This window comes from Rhodoferax sp., assembly GCF_025354435.1.
GTDB lineage: Bacteria > Pseudomonadota > Gammaproteobacteria > Burkholderiales > Burkholderiaceae_C > Rhodoferax_B.
In genome coordinates this window covers 39,186-53,437 of record NZ_JANXMU010000010.1, presented here as the reverse complement: position 1 = coordinate 53,437, position 14,252 = coordinate 39,186, and the positions used below count along the sequence as shown (strand labels likewise).

Here is a 14,252-nt window from a genome sequence, read left to right as displayed (position 1 = left end):
CGGCTTGAACCGGCATCACACCATCCGAGTTTCGCCCATCATCAGGTCCACACCGGCCCCGGCAAAGTTCGCCAAGTCGGCAGCCGTTGCCTGCCCTTGCGGTGAGGCCATAGCAGCCTGAATGGCAGACATCGAATCAAATCCGAGAATGGCAACCAAGTAAGCGCCATGTTTACCGGCCACGCCCATCACGTCACCACGGGTAACCTCGTAGCTGCGCAATCCCGGAATGGTCTTGGCCAAGGGCACATGTTTATTGAAGTAGTAATCATCAAATACAGCGGCATCTTTTGGCTGCTGGTAGGTGGCGATAAGTTTGGCCATGGCTTGTCTCCGAGTGGGCATGCATTATCGAACCCTGCGAAAAACCTTAGGCTTCATCTAGGGTATCCCCCCGCCGCGCCGCCTCAATCCCCGCGATATCAATCTTCCCCATCCCCATCATCGACTCAAACACCCGCTGGGCCACGGCGGGATCGGGGTCGGATATTCCCTCGATCAGGACGCGTGGGGTAATCTGCCACGACAGGCCCCAGCGGTCCTTGCACCAGCCGCACTGGCTGGCCTGGCCGCCGTTGCCGACGATGGCGCTCCACAGGCGGTCGGTTTCCGCTTGGTCGTCGGTGGCGATCTGGAACGAGAAGGCCTCGCTGTGCTGGCACTGCGGGCCGCCGTTCAGCCCGATGCAGGGAATGCCGACGACAGTGAACGCGACCGTAAGGACATCACCCTGCTTGCCAGCGGGGTAGTCGCTGGGCGCGCGGAAGATGGTGCCCACCGCGCTGTCGGGGAAGGTGGCGGCATAGAAATTGGCGGCATCGACGGCGTTGCCGTCAAACCACAGGCACAGGGTGTTTTTGGGGGCCATGGTGTTGCTCCTGGAGGCTGGTTGCTGGATACGGGTCAACCATTCTCATGGCCGAGCCAGCTCAAGGCAAGGCCACAGCAGGTTTCGCCGCCTCCCGAATCCAATCCCGAAACGCCGTGACCAACGGTGCCTGCGCCCGCGACTCGGGGTAGACCACGTAGTAGGCATCGCTGCTCTGCAGCGCCTGGGCAAACAACTGCACCAGCGCGCCGGACGCAATCTCGGCCTCGACCAAAAACCGCGGCAGCAGCGCAGCCCCCAGGCCGGACACTGCCGCCTGGGCGATCATGGCGAACTGTTCGTAGCGCGGGCCGCGCAGGGCGTGCTGGCCGTCGGTGCCGACCTGCTCGAACCAGTCGGCCCACTGGGTGGGGCGGGTGGTTTGCTGCAGCAGTACGGCCCGGGTCAAATCCGGCACCTGGGCAATGCCCAGCCGCTGCCGGTAGGCAGGGCTGCACACCGGCACCACCTGCTCGTGCATCAGGTATTCGCACACCGCACCGGCCCACAGCGGCGCGCCGAAGTGGATGGCGGCATCCAGCGGCTCCTGGGCGAAATCGAAGGGTTCGCTGCGGGCGGCGATGTTGACGGTCACTTCCGGGTGCAGCGCGGCAAAGTCGGGCAGACGGGGGATGAGCCAGCGGGTGCCGAAGGTGGGCAGCACGGCCAGGTTCAGCAGGCCGCCACCGTCGGACCAGGCCATGGTTTTTTGCGTGGCCGACGCCAGCTGCTGCAAGACTGCGCGCACGTCGGCGGCGTAGACCCGGCCTGCGTCGGTCAGCACCACACGCTGGCGCACGCGGTGAAACACAGCCATGCCCAACTGCGCCTCCAGCTGGCGGATCTGGCGCGACACCGCGCTTTGCGTGAGGTGCAGCTCTTCCGCCGCACGCGAGATGCTGGTGTGGCGGGCGGCGGCCTCGAAGGCCAGCAGGTCGGCGATAGACGGCAAAAAATTTTTACGCAGCATGGTGATGCATTTTCAGAATGAAGTTAGGTAGACACTCTTAAAGAAATATGGGTTCTAGCGTAGATTTAACCTGCGCTAGTCGCTAGCTTTTCTGTAAACCATATCATTCTATTTTGGCATCAAGTGCTTCGCATTTGTCACTATACAAGCGCGGCAGATTGGGCGATATTGGGGCCACTTTTTCACCCTCTACAACCGCCACATGCCCCACACCGCCACCACCCTGCCCGCTGAAGTTGACCAGCTACTGCAACGCCTGGGTGTCGCACACACAAGCTACACCGGCGGCACGCTAGCCGTGCGCTCGCCCATCACCGGCGAGGCCATCGCCCACCTGCCGCAGACCTCGCCCGCCGAGGCCAGCGCCGCTATCGCCCGTGCCCAGGTCGCTTTTCTAGCGTGGCGTACGGTGCCCGCGCCGCGCCGGGGCGAGCTGGTGCGCCTGCTGGGCGAAGAGCTGGGCGCGGCCAAGGCCGACCTGGGCCTGCTGGTGACGCTGGAGGTGGGCAAGGTGCCCAGCGAGGGCGCGGGTGAGGTGCAGGAGATGATCGACATTTGTGACTTTGCCGTGGGCCTGTCGCGCCAGCTCTACGGCCTGACCATCGCCACCGAGCGCGCCGAGCACCGCATGATGGAAACCTGGCACCCGATGGGCGTGGTGGGCGTGATTTCGGCCTTCAACTTCCCGGTGGCGGTGTGGTGCTGGAACGCGGCCCTGGCCCTGGTCTGCGGCAATGCGGTGGTATGGAAGCCGTCCGAGAAAACCCCGCTCACCGCCCTGGCCACCATGGCGATTGCGCAGCGTGCGCTGGCCCGCTTTGGCGATGCGCCCGAGGGCCTGCTGGAGCTGCTGGTGGGCCAGCGCGACATCGGCGAAGTGCTGGTGGATGACGCGCGGGTCAAGGTGCTGTCGGCCACCGGCTCCACCGCTATGGGCCGGGCCGTGGCCCCGCGCCTGGCGGGCCGGTTTGCGCGGGCGATTCTGGAGCTGGGCGGCAACAACGCGGCCATCGTCGCGCCTTCTGCCGACCTGGACCTCACGCTGCGGGGCATCGCCTTTGCGGCCATGGGTACGGCCGGGCAGCGTTGCACCACGCTGCGCCGCCTGTTTGTGCACGACAGCATTTACGACACGCTGGTGCCGCGCCTGGCCCAGGTCTACGCCAAGGTGCAGGTGGGCGACCCGCGCAGCTCCGGCACCCTGATGGGCCCGCTGATCGACCGCGCCGCCTTTGACAGCATGCAGGCCGCACTGACCGAGAGCCGCGCCCTGGGGGCGGTGGTGCACGGTGGCACCCGGGTAGAGAGCGCGCCGGAAGCCTTCTACGTGCGCCCCGCCCTGGTCGAGCTGGCCGACCACACCGGGCCGGTGCTGCGCGAGACCTTTGCGCCCATTCTGTACATGCTGCGCTACGAGTCGCTGGACCAGGCGATCGACTGGCACAACGCGGTGGGGGCGGGCCTGTCCTCGTCCATCTTCACGCTGAACATGCGCGAGGCCGAGCGTTTCATGGCCAGTAACGGCTCGGACTGCGGCATTGCCAACGTCAACATCGGCCCCAGTGGCGCAGAGATTGGCGGCGCGTTTGGGGGCGAGAAAGAAACCGGCGGTGGCCGCGAATCGGGCTCCGACAGCTGGAAGGCCTACATGCGCCGCGCCACCAACACCATCAACTACTCCACCCAGTTGCCACTGGCCCAGGGCGTGAAGTTCGACGTGTAAGGCGCGGTAGTGCCCATCGTCATCATCGGCGGCGGCGTGATCGGCAGCGCCATCGCCTACTTCCTCACGCAACAACAGCCGGGCTGCGAGGTGGTGGTGCTGGAGCGCGACCCGACCTATGCGCGGGCCTCGTCGGCGCTGTCGGCCAGCTCGATACGACAACAGTTTTCGACCGATATCAACATCTGCATCTCGGCGTTTGGCATAGACTTTTTGCGCAACGTGGGCACGCTGCTGGCCTGTAATGGGGACGCGCCGAACATCGGCCTGCACGAGGGCGGCTACCTGTACCTGGCCACCGCGGCGGGCGCGGCCACGCTGCGCGAGAACCATGTGCTACAACGCCAGCTGGGTGCCGATGTGGCGCTGCCCAGCGCCGCGCAGTTGCAACAGCAATTTCACTGGCTGGCGCTGCAGGACGTGGCGCTGGGCTCGCTGGGCCTGTCGGGCGAAGGCTGGTTCGATGGCTACATGCTGCTGACGGCGCTGCGCAAAAAGGCGCAAAGCCAGGGCGTGCGCTACCTGGCCAACGAGGCCGTGGGTCTGGACCTGGCCCGCAGCGACGGCGTGCAGCACGTACAGACCGTACGGCTGCGCAGCGGCGGCACCCTGCCCTGCCATTTTGCGGTCAACGCGGGCGGCCCCTGGGCGGCGGCGATTGCCGACTGGGCGGGCATCGCACTGCCGGTGGTGGGCAAACGGCGCACGGTGTTCCACCTGTCCAGCCCGGCGGCCCTGCCGCGCTGCCCTTTACTCATCGACACCAGCGGCATCTGGCTGCGCCCCGAGGGCCGGGGCTTCATCGCCGGATTTACGCCGCCCGCAGACCAGGATGCCGACTTTGCGCCGCTGGAGCCCGTGTACGAAGCCTTTGACAACCATGTGTGGCCCACGCTGGCCGCGCGCATTCCGGCGTTTGAAGCCTTGCGCATGCAAAGCGCGTGGGCGGGCTACTACGAGATGAATACCTTCGACCACAACGCCCTGGTCGGCCTGCACCCGGCTTGTGACAACCTGGTGTTTGCCAACGGCTTCTCTGGCCACGGCCTGCAGCAGTGCCCCGCCGTGGGCCGAGGCCTGGCGGAACTCATGCACACCGGCAGCTACCAGAGCCTAGACCTTTCGCCGATTGCCATCCAGCGCCTGGTAGACCAGCGCCCGCTGTTGGAAAAAAACATCATTTAAGTGAAACCATGACCCACCTCCCCACCCGCAGCGGCGGCCAGATTCTTGTCGATCAACTTTTGGTACACGGCGTGCAGCACCTGTTTTGCGTGCCTGGCGAGAGCTTTCTGGCGGTGCTGGATGCCCTGCACGACGCGCCCATTGCCGTGACCGTGTGCCGCCAGGAAGGCGGCGCGGCCATGATGGCCGAGGCGCACGGCAAGCTCACCGGGCAACCGGGCGTGTGCTTTGTGACCCGCGGCCCCGGTGCCACCAACGCCGCGGCGGGCGTGCACATCGCGCACCAGGATGCCACGCCGCTGCTGCTGTTTGTGGGCCAGGTGGCGCGTGAAGCACTGGGACGCGAGGCGTTTCAAGAGCTGGACTACACAGCCGTGTTCGGCAGCATGGCCAAGTGGGTGGTGCAAATTGACGACCCCGCACGCCTGCCCGAGCTGGTGTCACGCGCCTTCCACGTGGCCACCTCGGGCCGTCCTGGCCCGGTGGTGATCGCCCTGCCGGAAGACATGCTGACCGAAACCACCACCGTGGCCGATGCCTTGCTCTATGCCGTCACCGAAACCCACCCCGGCCCCGCGCCGCTGGCCGAGCTGCAGCAGCGGCTGGCGGCTGCCCAGCGCCCGGTGGTCATCCTGGGCGGCAGCCGCTGGTCGGCGCTGGCGGTGCAGCAGTTCCGCGCGTTTGCCGAGGCGTTTGCGCTGCCGGTGTTCTGCTCGTTCCGCCGCCAGATGCTGTTTGACCACTCCCACCCCTGCTACGGCGGCGACCTGGGGCTGGGGGCCAACCCCCGGCTGCTGGCACGCATCCGCAACGCCGACCTGGTGCTGCTGGTGGGCGGGCGCTTGTCGGAAGTGCCGTCGCAGGGTTACACGCTGCTAGGCATTCCCAGCCCCCAGCAAAGCCTGGTGCATGTGTATGCGGATGCGGATGAATTCGGCAAGCTGTACCGGGCGGCCCAGTCCATCCACGCCACGCCGCAGGCGTTTGCCGCAGCCGCCGGCACGCTGCGCCCGGCATCGCCACCGGCCTGGCAGGCCGAGACCGAAACCGCCCACGCCGACTACCTGCGCTGGAGCGACCCGGCCCCCATCCAGATTCCCGGCCCGCTGCAAATGGGCGCAGTGATGCAGCACCTGCGCGATGTACTGCCACCCGACACCATCTTCTGCAACGGCGCGGGCAACTTCGCCACCTGGGTGCACCGCTTCTGGCCGTTTACCACCTACGCCAGCCAGCTCGCGCCCACCAGCGGCTCCATGGGCTACGGCCTACCTGCGGGCGTGGGGGCCAAGCGCCTGTGGCCGCAGCACGAGGTGGTGGTGTTTGCGGGCGATGGCGACTTCTTGATGCACGGCCAGGAATTTGCCACCGCCGTGCAATACGGCCTGCCCATCCTCGTGGTGGTGCTGGACAACGCCATGCTGGGCACCATCCGCATGCACCAAGAGCGGCACTACCCAGGCCGCATCAGCGCCACTGCACTCAAGAACCCCGACTTCTGCGCCTACGCCCAGGCCTTTGGCGGCCATGGCGAGCGGGTGACCGCCACCGCAGAATTTGCCCCAGCCCTGGCGCGCGCCCGGGCCAGCGGCAAACCGGCCATCTTGCACTGCCTGCTGGACCCCGAGGCCATCACGCCCACCAGCACGCTGGAAGGCATACGTACGGCAGCCCTGGCAGCGGCAAACTAATGTAAAACCCGCCAACCCGCCGTCGCCGGGGGGCGTTAGAGGCAGGTTGGGCCGCGCCGCAGCGCCTACACTCCTCCCATTGACCGCTATCGGAAGACGTATGACTTTGTTTAAATCCACCTCCCTCAGCCTGTGTTTGGCCGCATCGGGCCTGTTGTTCGCCCACACCGCTCAGGCCCAGGCCGCCAAACCGGCTGCTGCACCCGCCGCCACTGCCTCTGCCGCCGCACCGTCGGCAGAACTATCCAAACAGGCCGAAGGCCAGCTTGCCGCCGCCGGTTGGCTGTCCATGCTGGACCGGGGTAACTGGGGCGGGGCCTACGAAGCCAGCAGCCAGACCTTCCGCAACATGGTGCAAATAGGGCAGTGGATGGACAGCATCCCTGGCGTGCGCGCACCGTTTGGCGCGTTCGAGAGCCGCACCGCGTCCACCGTGGTCTATAAAACCACCCTGCCCGGCCGGGCCGACGGCGAATACGTCACCGCCATTTTTGACTCCCACTTTGCCGACAAAAAAGACGTGGAAGAACTCGTCACCACCGTGCGCGAAGCCGATGGCCAGTGGCGCGTGATCGGCTACCAGCCGCGCTAAACCGGGTATCTCGCCATGCTGCAGTTACTGGGTAAATCCACCTCCATCAACGTGCGCAAAGTGCTGTGGCTGTGCGCCGAGCTGGACATCCCCTTCGAGCACCAGCAATGGGGCTCGGGCTTCCAGTCCACCGAGGTGGACGCGTTCCGCGCGCTGAACCCCAACGCCATGGTGCCGGTGGTCCGCGATGGCGCGTTTGTGCTGTGGGAATCCAACGCGATTTGCCGCTACCTGGCCGCCCAGCATGCCCGCACCGACCTGCTGCCCGCGGCCCCCCAGGCCCGTGCCTTGGTCGAGCAATGGATGGACTGGCAAGCCACCGAGCTGAACAACGCCTGGCGCTACGCCTTCATGGCCCTGGTGCGCCAAAGCCCCGCCCACACCGACCCGGGAGCCATTGCGGCAGGTGTGCAGAATTGGAACCGCCACATGGCAATGCTGGACGGCCAACTACAAAAAACCGGGGCCTACGCCACCGGTGCCGACTTCACCCTGGCCGACATCGTGCTGGGCCTGTCCACCCACCGCTGGTTTGCCGCCCCCATGGAGCGGCCCGCCCTGCCCGCCGTGCAGGCCTACTACGAACGCCTGAGCCTGCGCCCGGGCTTTCGACTGCATGGCCGCAATGGCATGCCTTGAGACTATCTTTCCATGCCAACTTACGATTATGTTTGCCCCGCCTGTGGCGGCTTTGAAGCCATCCGCCGACTGGCCGAACGGGACGACCCTTGCGCCTGCCCCGCCTGTGGCAATGCCGCCCAGCGCGTCTTGACGCTCAGCACCGCCGAACCCCGCCGCGCCAACAGCGCCCACGGCCAAAGCGTGGAAGCCAATTACCAGCGCCTCAAGCACCGCGCAGGCTGCGCTTGTTGTTAGTGCTCGTGGACTAAACGGCTCACCAGCGTCACCAACCCCATGCCGATCAGCAGCCAAGCAATCTGCGCTGCGGTAGCGCGGGCGCTGAGCCGGGTTTGCAGCTGTGGAATCAGATCGGCCAACGCCACGTAGATAAAGCTGCTGCTGGCCACCACCAGAAAGTACGGCAGCCAGTCGTGCAGCAAATCCACCAGCCCGTAGCCCACCATGCCGCCCAGCGCGGTCACGGCTCCGGCTAGCGACACTTTAAGCGATGCCACCCGGCGGTTGCTGGACGCGCCGCGCAGCACCACCAGGTCGCCCATGTGGTGCGGCACCTCGTGCACCAGCACCGCCAGCGCCGCCACAAAGCCCAAGCGCATATCGGCCATGAAGGCCGAAGCAATCAGAATGCCGTCGCCAAAGGCATGCACGCTGTCGCCGGTGAGCACCGCCCAGCCACCGGTGCGGGGCGGGGTGGCATGGCCATCATGGTGGTGGTCGTGGTGGCTGTGGCCCGCATGGGCATCGGTCTGCGGCCCATGGTGGTGCTCATGCCCGTGGTGCCATAGCTCGGCCTTGTCGAGCAAGAAGAAGAATACCAACCCCACCAGCAGCGTGCCAAACAGCTCTTGCGCGCTGGACTGGCTCTCGAACGCCTCGGGCAGCAAATGCATGAAAGCCGTGGCCAGCAGTGCACCTGCCGCCAGGCTCAGCATGTGCTGGGTGTAGCGCGCCAGCACCCCAAAACTGAGTACGGCCGCCACCCACACACTGCCAATACCGGCGCACAGGGTGGCGATCAAGATTGCTACTAAAGTCATAGCTAGTGGTGCACGCAGAATCTGTGCGGGAGGGTTAAAAAGTTAGTAAATTGTAACGACCCAGCCCCGACCACCGGCACGGCTACAAATTGGTGCGCAGAGTCCAAATCTCCGGGAAAAGAACCACGTCCAGCATTTTGCGCAGGTAGCTAACGCCGCCGGTGCCACCGGTGCCGCGCTTGAAGCCGATGACGCGCTCCACGGTGGTGACGTGGCGAAAGCGCCAGAGGCGGAAAGTGTCTTCCAGGTCGGTGAGCTTTTCGCCCAGCTGGTACAGATCCCAGTGCTGGCGCGGGTCGCGGTAGGCGACCAGCCAGGCGGCTTCCACCTCGGGGCTGGCCACGTAGGGCTGGGTCCAGTCGCGTTGCAAATAATCAGCGGGTACGGCCAGGCCACGGCGGGCCATGAGGCGCAGGGCTTCGTCGTACAGCGAAGGGGCTTCATAGGCGGTCTGCACCAGGGCCAGCAGGTCGGGGCGGTGGGCGTGCGGTTTCAGCATGGCGGCATTTTTGTTGCCCAGCGCAAACTCGATGCAGCGGTACTGCGCGCTCTGGAAGCCGCTGGAGCTGGCCAGATACGGGCGCATGGCGCTGTACTCGGGCGGGGTCATGGTGGCCAGTACGTCCCAGGCGTGGACCAGCTGGGCCATGATTTTGCTCACCCGGGCCAGCATCTTGAAGGCGCTGTGCAGGTCGTCGGTAGCCACGCAGCGGATGGCGGCGTGCAGCTCGTGCAGCATGAGCTTCATCCAGAGTTCACTGGTTTGGTGCTGCACGATGAACAGCAGCTCGTCGTGCGCGGGCGACAAGGGTTTTTGCGCCGACAAAATGCTGTCGAGCTGCAGGTAGTCGCCGTAGCTCATGGACTGGCTGAAGTCGAGCTGGGCGTGTTCGTCCTGGACGATTTTTTCGGTGTCGCCGATCTGGTTGTGGGGGCAGCCCATCTCAGGTCACCGCGCTGATGGTGTTGAACTCGGGGCGCTGCCACTCTGCCGTTTGCAGCACCTCGCGCAGTTGCTCCACCGCGTGCCACACGTCCTCATAGCCCAGGTACAGCGGGGTGAAACCAAAGCGCAGGATGTCCGGGTGGGCCGCACCGTCGCCGGCGCGGAAGTCGCCGATCACGCCGCGGGCAATCAGCGCCTGGACGATGGCGTACGCACCTTCGGATTTGCTCAAGGACACCTGCGAGCCGCGCCGGGCGTGCTCGCGCGGAGTGGCCAGATCCAGACCGAAACCGGCGCAGCGCTGCTCTACTAGGGTGATGAACAGGTCGGTCAAGGCCAGCGATTTCTGCCGCAGGGTTTCCATCGCCGTCTGGTTGGGAATCAAAGTGGCGGCGGCCGCAAACACGTCCAGCCCGCACTCCAGCGCCGACAGGCTGATCATCGGCTGGGTGCCGCACAGGTAGCGCTGCACGCCGGGCGCGGGGCGGTAGTCAGGTGTGAAGGTGAACGGCGTGGCGTGGCCCCACCACCCGGCCAGCGGCTGCCAGAAGCGGTCGGCATGCACGGGGTTGACCCACACAAAGGCCGGGGCACCGGGGCCGCCGTTGAGGTATTTGTAGCCGCAGCCTACGGCAAAGTCGGCCCCCGCGCCGGTCAGGTCCACCGGCACGGCGCCCGCGCTATGCGCTAGGTCCCACAGCATCAGCGCGCCAGCGGCGTGGGCGGCGGCGGTGACGGCAGGCATGTCGTGCATCGCACCGGTGCGGTAGTTCACGTGGGTCAGCATCAGCACCGCAACCTCGGAAGTCAGGGAGGTGGCGATTTCCTCAGGCTCAACCAGTTGCAGACGAAAGCCGTGCTGGCGGCACAGCGATTCGGCGATGTACAAATCGGTGGGGAAGTTGCTGCGCTCGCTGACTATTGTCTTGCGCTGCGGCGCGTCGGCGCTGGCCATATGGATGGCAGCGGTAAGCACCTTGAACAGGTTGACCGAGGTGCTGTCGGTCGCCACCACCTCGCCGGGGCGGGCACCGATGAGGCGGGCGATCTGGTTGCCCAGGCGCTGCGGCAGGTCGAACCAACCGGCGGTGTTCCAGGCCTTGATGAGGTCGGTGCCCCATTCCTGCGTGACCACCTCGGCCACGCGGGCGGCGGTGGCGCGGGGCAGTGCACCCAAGGAGTTGCCGTCTAGGTAGATCACGCCCGGTGGCAGGCTGAAGTGCTCGCGCAGCGGGGCTAAAGGGTCTTGCGCATCGAGGCGCAGGCAGTCATGCAAGCTTGTCATTTTTTACTTTCAAAGAGCACGCAGGATTGCGTAGTCAAGGCAGTGCACGCAGGATTGCGCGCACGGGGGAGGCATCGGCGGTCATCAGCTTGAGCGGCAGGGCAATTAGCTCGTAGTCGCCCTCGGGTACATCGTCGAGCACCAGGTTTTCCAGCACGCGCAGGTTGAGGCGGCGGATGGTCTGGTGGCTTTCCAGCGTCTTGCTGCTGGCCGGGTCGATGCTGGCGGTGTCGATGCCGATCAGCAGCACGCCCAGGGCGGCCAGGCGCTCCACAGTGTCGGGGGCGAAGGCGGCCAGGTCGGCATCCCAGCGGTCTACCGGCATGCGCTGGTAAGTGCGCACCAACACCCGCTGCGGCAGATCCACCAGCGCGTGGGCCAGGTGCTCCCAGCGCACCAGCGGCCCGCAGCCGATGCAGTGGATGACGCGGCAGGGGCCCAGGTAGGGTTCCAGATCGACCGCGCCGATGGCCGCGCCCTGCGGGTCGTAGTGCAGCGGCGCATCGGCGTGCGCGCCGACATGCGGCGACAAGGTGATGGCGCTGACATTGACCGGGCAGTCGGGCGTGATGGTGGCCGACCAGTGCTGCTGGTAGGGCGTGTCGCCAGGGAAAACCGGGCAGCCGGGGGATATTGGAGGAGAGATGTCCCAGAGGTTTTGCATAGTGCCGGAAGGTAGCACCGCAAAAACAGGCGTGGTGTCGGTTATTTCCAACAGCTGCCGAATTCCCCTGGATTTTCAGAAAACCCAAAAAACAAGGCTTTTTTCAGGCCTTAAAACTGCCTCTAGCGTAGATTCCACCTTCGCAAAACGCTATTAATTTTTTATTCAAAAAGTAGAGCATTCGACAAACCCCGGCGCGTGCGGGCTTGCAGGCAGGCGGCGCTGCCCGCTTCGAATTCCCGGCAGGGCGAAGGCCGCCATTCGTAGATGCCGCAGGCCACGCGCTCGCCCAAGGTGCCAGTCAAGGCGGCGCAGCGCGGCGGGCTGTGGTCGGTGCCGCGCATGCGGCGCAGGCGGGCGTTGACCTCGACCACCAGGCCCTCGGGTACGCTGCCCCCCTGCTCCTGCGACTCCTCCACCGCAAAGTCCACGCGGAAGCTGGCGCAGCAGATGCCGCAGCTTTGGCAGACGGTGAACATGGGTTTACTCCAGCTTGCCCAGCATCAGGTACTCCATGAGTGCCTTCTGGACGTGCATGCGGTTCTCGGCCTCGTCCCACACCACCGACTGGGGCCCGTCGATTACATCGGCGTCCACCTCTTCGCCACGGTGGGCGGGCAGGCAGTGCATAAAGAGCGCATCGGGCTTGGCGATGGCCATCATTTCCAGATCGACGCACCAGTCGGCAAAGGCGGCTTTGCGGACTTCGTTTTCGGCCTCGTAACCCATGCTGGTCCAGACGTCGGTGGTGACCAGATCGGCCCCGGCACAGGCCTGCATCGGGTCTTTGAAGACCTTGTAACTCTCGGCCGAGCGGATACCCGCCACCGACTGGTCCACCTCGTAGCCGCTGGGCGTGCTGACGTGCACGGTAAAGCCCAGCACCTCGCTGGCCTGCAGCCAGGTGTTGGCCATGTTGTTGCCGTCGCCCACCCAGGCCACGGTTTTACCGGCGATGGAGCCGCGGTGCTCGATGTAGGTAAAGATATCGGCCAAAATTTGGCAGGGGTGGAACTCGTTGGTCAGGCCGTTGATGACGGGCACGCGCGAATGGGCGGCAAAGCGCTCGATCTTGGTCTGCTCGAAGGTGCGGATCATCACCAGATCAACCATGCGGCTGATGACCTTGGCGCTGTCTTCAATCGGCTCGGCGCGGCCCAACTGGCTGTCGCCGGTGGTCAGGTGCACCACGCTGCCGCCCAGCTGGTACATGCCCGCCTCGAAGCTCACGCGGGTGCGGGTGGAGGCCTTCTCGAAGATCATGGCCATGGTGCGGTCCACCAGGGGGTGGTGCTTTTCGTAGGCTTTGAACTTCTTCTTGATCAGCGCGGCACGGCCAAAAATATAGGCGTACTCGTCGGCGCTGAGGTCGCTGAATTGCAGGTAATGCTTTAACGGGTGCTTCATACCGGTTCTGCCAAAAATTGCTTGATCAAGGGGCACAGAATGGCCACCAGCTCGTCGGCCTCGGCGGTGGTCAAAATCAGCGGCGGCACCAGGCGGATGACGCTGTCGGCAGTCACGCTGATCAGCAGCCCGGCCTCCACCGCGCGCTGGGCCAGCACGCCGCAGGGGCGGGTGAGCTCCACGCCAATCATCAGGCCCTGGCCGCGCACTTCCTTGAAGCCCGCCACGCCCTCCAGCGCGTTGCGCAGCCCGGCTTGCAGGTGCGCCCCCACCTTGGCGGCGTTCTCCAGCAGGCCATCTTCTTCCATGATGCGGATAGTTTCCACCCCGGCGCGCATGGCCAGCGGGTTGCCGCCAAAGGTGGTGCCGTGGTTGCCGGGCTGGAAGATGTGCGCGGCCTTGGGGCCTGCCACCACCGCGCCCACCGGCACGCCCGAGCCCAGGCCCTTGGCCAGCGGCATCACGTCGGGCTTGATGCCCGCCCATTGGTGGGCAAACCATTTACCGGTACGGCCCATGCCACACTGCACTTCGTCGATCATCAGCAGCCAGTCGCGCTCATCGCAGAGCTTGCGCACTTGCTGCAGGTATTCGATGCGCATGGGGTTCACGCCGCCCTCGCCCTGGATGGTCTCGAAGAAGACGGCGGTGACGTTGGGGTTGTTGGCGGTGGCGGCCTTCAGTGCCTCGATGTCGTTCAGAGGCACGCGGATGAAGCCCTCAACCATGGGGCCAAAGCCCTTTTGGATTTTGGTGTTGCCGGTGGCGCTGAGGGTGGCAATGCTGCGGCCGTGGAAGGCTTTTTCATAGACCACGATCTCGGGGCGCTCGATGCCCTTGTCGTGGCCAAACTTGCGCGCCAGCTTCAGCGCGGCCTCGTTGGCTTCCAACCCGGTGGAGCAAAAGAAAACGTTGGTCAAACCCGACAGCTCCACCAGCTTGGCGGCCAGCGCCTCCTGGTGGGGGATGTGGTAATAGTTGCAGCTGTGGATGATCTTGCCGATCTGGTCTTGCAGGGCAGGCACCAATTTGGGGTGGTTGTGGCCCAGCGTGTTGACCGCGATGCCGCCCAAACCGTCCAGGTACGACTTGCCGTTCACGTCCCACACGCGGCAGCCTTGGCCATGCGACAGCGCAATCGGCAGTCGGCCATAGGTGTTCATGGTGTGGGGCGAGGAAGCCTCTTGATAAGCAGACATGCAGTTCTCCAAAGTGGACGTTACAGATTCAGGGCAACTACAC

Annotated in this window: 16 protein-coding genes; 6 read left to right on the top strand and 10 right to left on the bottom strand. The window is 65.3% G+C overall.

From position 1 onward, the window contains the following. Positions 1-15 precede the first annotated feature (15 nt). The 3 genes from Q0T48_RS02730 to Q0T48_RS02720 form a co-directional block, all read right to left on the bottom strand. A complete protein-coding gene (locus Q0T48_RS02730; protein WP_295952062.1) occupies positions 16-324 on the bottom strand; it encodes an EthD family reductase in 309 nt (102 codons plus the stop codon). A 46-nt stretch (positions 325-370) separates the two neighbouring features. Beyond that, a complete protein-coding gene (locus Q0T48_RS02725) occupies positions 371-868 on the bottom strand; it encodes a VOC family protein (protein ID WP_295952059.1) in 498 nt (165 codons plus the stop codon). A gap of 61 nt (positions 869-929) precedes the next feature. Next, positions 930-1,838, bottom strand: a complete 909-nt coding sequence (locus Q0T48_RS02720; protein ID WP_295952057.1) for a LysR family transcriptional regulator — start codon at positions 1,836-1,838, stop codon at positions 930-932. Between the two features lie 202 nt (positions 1,839-2,040). Between Q0T48_RS02720 and Q0T48_RS02715 the strand changes: the two genes are divergently transcribed. The 6 genes from Q0T48_RS02715 to Q0T48_RS02690 all read left to right on the top strand — a co-directional run bounded on the left by Q0T48_RS02715 (position 2,041) and on the right by Q0T48_RS02690 (position 7,905). After that, on the top strand, positions 2,041-3,561 hold the full coding sequence (locus tag Q0T48_RS02715; RefSeq protein WP_295952054.1) for an aldehyde dehydrogenase family protein: 1,521 nt from the start codon (positions 2,041-2,043) through the stop codon (positions 3,559-3,561). A 9-nt stretch (positions 3,562-3,570) separates the two neighbouring features. Continuing rightward, the gene (locus tag Q0T48_RS02710) at positions 3,571-4,746 is read left to right on the top strand and encodes an FAD-binding oxidoreductase (protein ID WP_295952050.1); all 1,176 of its coding nucleotides are present in this window, start codon (positions 3,571-3,573) and stop codon (positions 4,744-4,746) included. 8 nt (positions 4,747-4,754) lie between these two features. Beyond that, on the top strand, positions 4,755-6,437 hold the full coding sequence (locus Q0T48_RS02705; protein ID WP_295952047.1) for a thiamine pyrophosphate-binding protein: 1,683 nt from the start codon (positions 4,755-4,757) through the stop codon (positions 6,435-6,437). 100 nt (positions 6,438-6,537) lie between these two features. Then, the gene (locus Q0T48_RS02700; protein ID WP_295952043.1) at positions 6,538-7,029 is read left to right on the top strand and encodes a DUF4019 domain-containing protein; all 492 of its coding nucleotides are present in this window, start codon (positions 6,538-6,540) and stop codon (positions 7,027-7,029) included. A gap of 15 nt (positions 7,030-7,044) precedes the next feature. Further along, complete coding sequence (locus tag Q0T48_RS02695; protein ID WP_295952041.1) at positions 7,045-7,668, top strand: glutathione S-transferase; 624 nt, start codon at positions 7,045-7,047, stop codon at positions 7,666-7,668. A gap of 12 nt (positions 7,669-7,680) precedes the next feature. After that, the gene (locus Q0T48_RS02690; RefSeq protein ID WP_295952038.1) at positions 7,681-7,905 is read left to right on the top strand and encodes a zinc ribbon domain-containing protein; all 225 of its coding nucleotides are present in this window, start codon (positions 7,681-7,683) and stop codon (positions 7,903-7,905) included. Here the strand turns inward: Q0T48_RS02690 and Q0T48_RS02685 are convergent. The 7 genes from Q0T48_RS02685 to Q0T48_RS02655 all read right to left on the bottom strand — a co-directional run bounded on the left by Q0T48_RS02685 (position 7,902) and on the right by Q0T48_RS02655 (position 14,209). Beyond that, positions 7,902-8,708, bottom strand: a complete 807-nt coding sequence (locus Q0T48_RS02685) for a ZIP family metal transporter (RefSeq protein ID WP_295952037.1) — start codon at positions 8,706-8,708, stop codon at positions 7,902-7,904. The two genes, Q0T48_RS02690 and Q0T48_RS02685, sit on opposite strands and share 4 nt — an antisense overlap. 82 nt (positions 8,709-8,790) lie before the next feature. Continuing rightward, the gene (gene kynA, locus Q0T48_RS02680) at positions 8,791-9,651 is read right to left on the bottom strand and encodes a tryptophan 2,3-dioxygenase (protein WP_295952035.1); all 861 of its coding nucleotides are present in this window, start codon (positions 9,649-9,651) and stop codon (positions 8,791-8,793) included. Position 9,652: 1 nt separating this feature from the next. Beyond that, entirely contained in the window at positions 9,653-10,939 is a 1,287-nt protein-coding gene (gene kynU / locus Q0T48_RS02675; RefSeq protein ID WP_295952033.1) for a kynureninase, read from the bottom strand. A gap of 34 nt (positions 10,940-10,973) precedes the next feature. After that, positions 10,974-11,603, bottom strand: coding sequence for an arylformamidase (gene kynB, locus Q0T48_RS02670; RefSeq protein ID WP_295952030.1), 630 nt, complete (start codon positions 11,601-11,603; stop codon positions 10,974-10,976). A gap of 161 nt (positions 11,604-11,764) precedes the next feature. After that, positions 11,765-12,082 (bottom strand): YkgJ family cysteine cluster protein, encoded by a 318-nt coding sequence (locus Q0T48_RS02665; protein ID WP_295952028.1) that lies wholly within the window; start codon positions 12,080-12,082, stop codon positions 11,765-11,767. A gap of 4 nt (positions 12,083-12,086) precedes the next feature. Next, positions 12,087-13,010 carry an ornithine carbamoyltransferase gene (gene argF / locus Q0T48_RS02660; RefSeq protein ID WP_295952025.1) on the bottom strand — a complete coding sequence of 308 codons (924 nt, stop codon included), beginning with the start codon at positions 13,008-13,010 and terminating at the stop codon, positions 12,087-12,089. Beyond that, complete coding sequence (locus tag Q0T48_RS02655; protein ID WP_295952019.1) at positions 13,007-14,209, bottom strand: aspartate aminotransferase family protein; 1,203 nt, start codon at positions 14,207-14,209, stop codon at positions 13,007-13,009. The genes argF and Q0T48_RS02655 overlap by 4 nt, the downstream gene beginning before the upstream one ends. Positions 14,210-14,252: the final 43 nt, after the last annotated feature.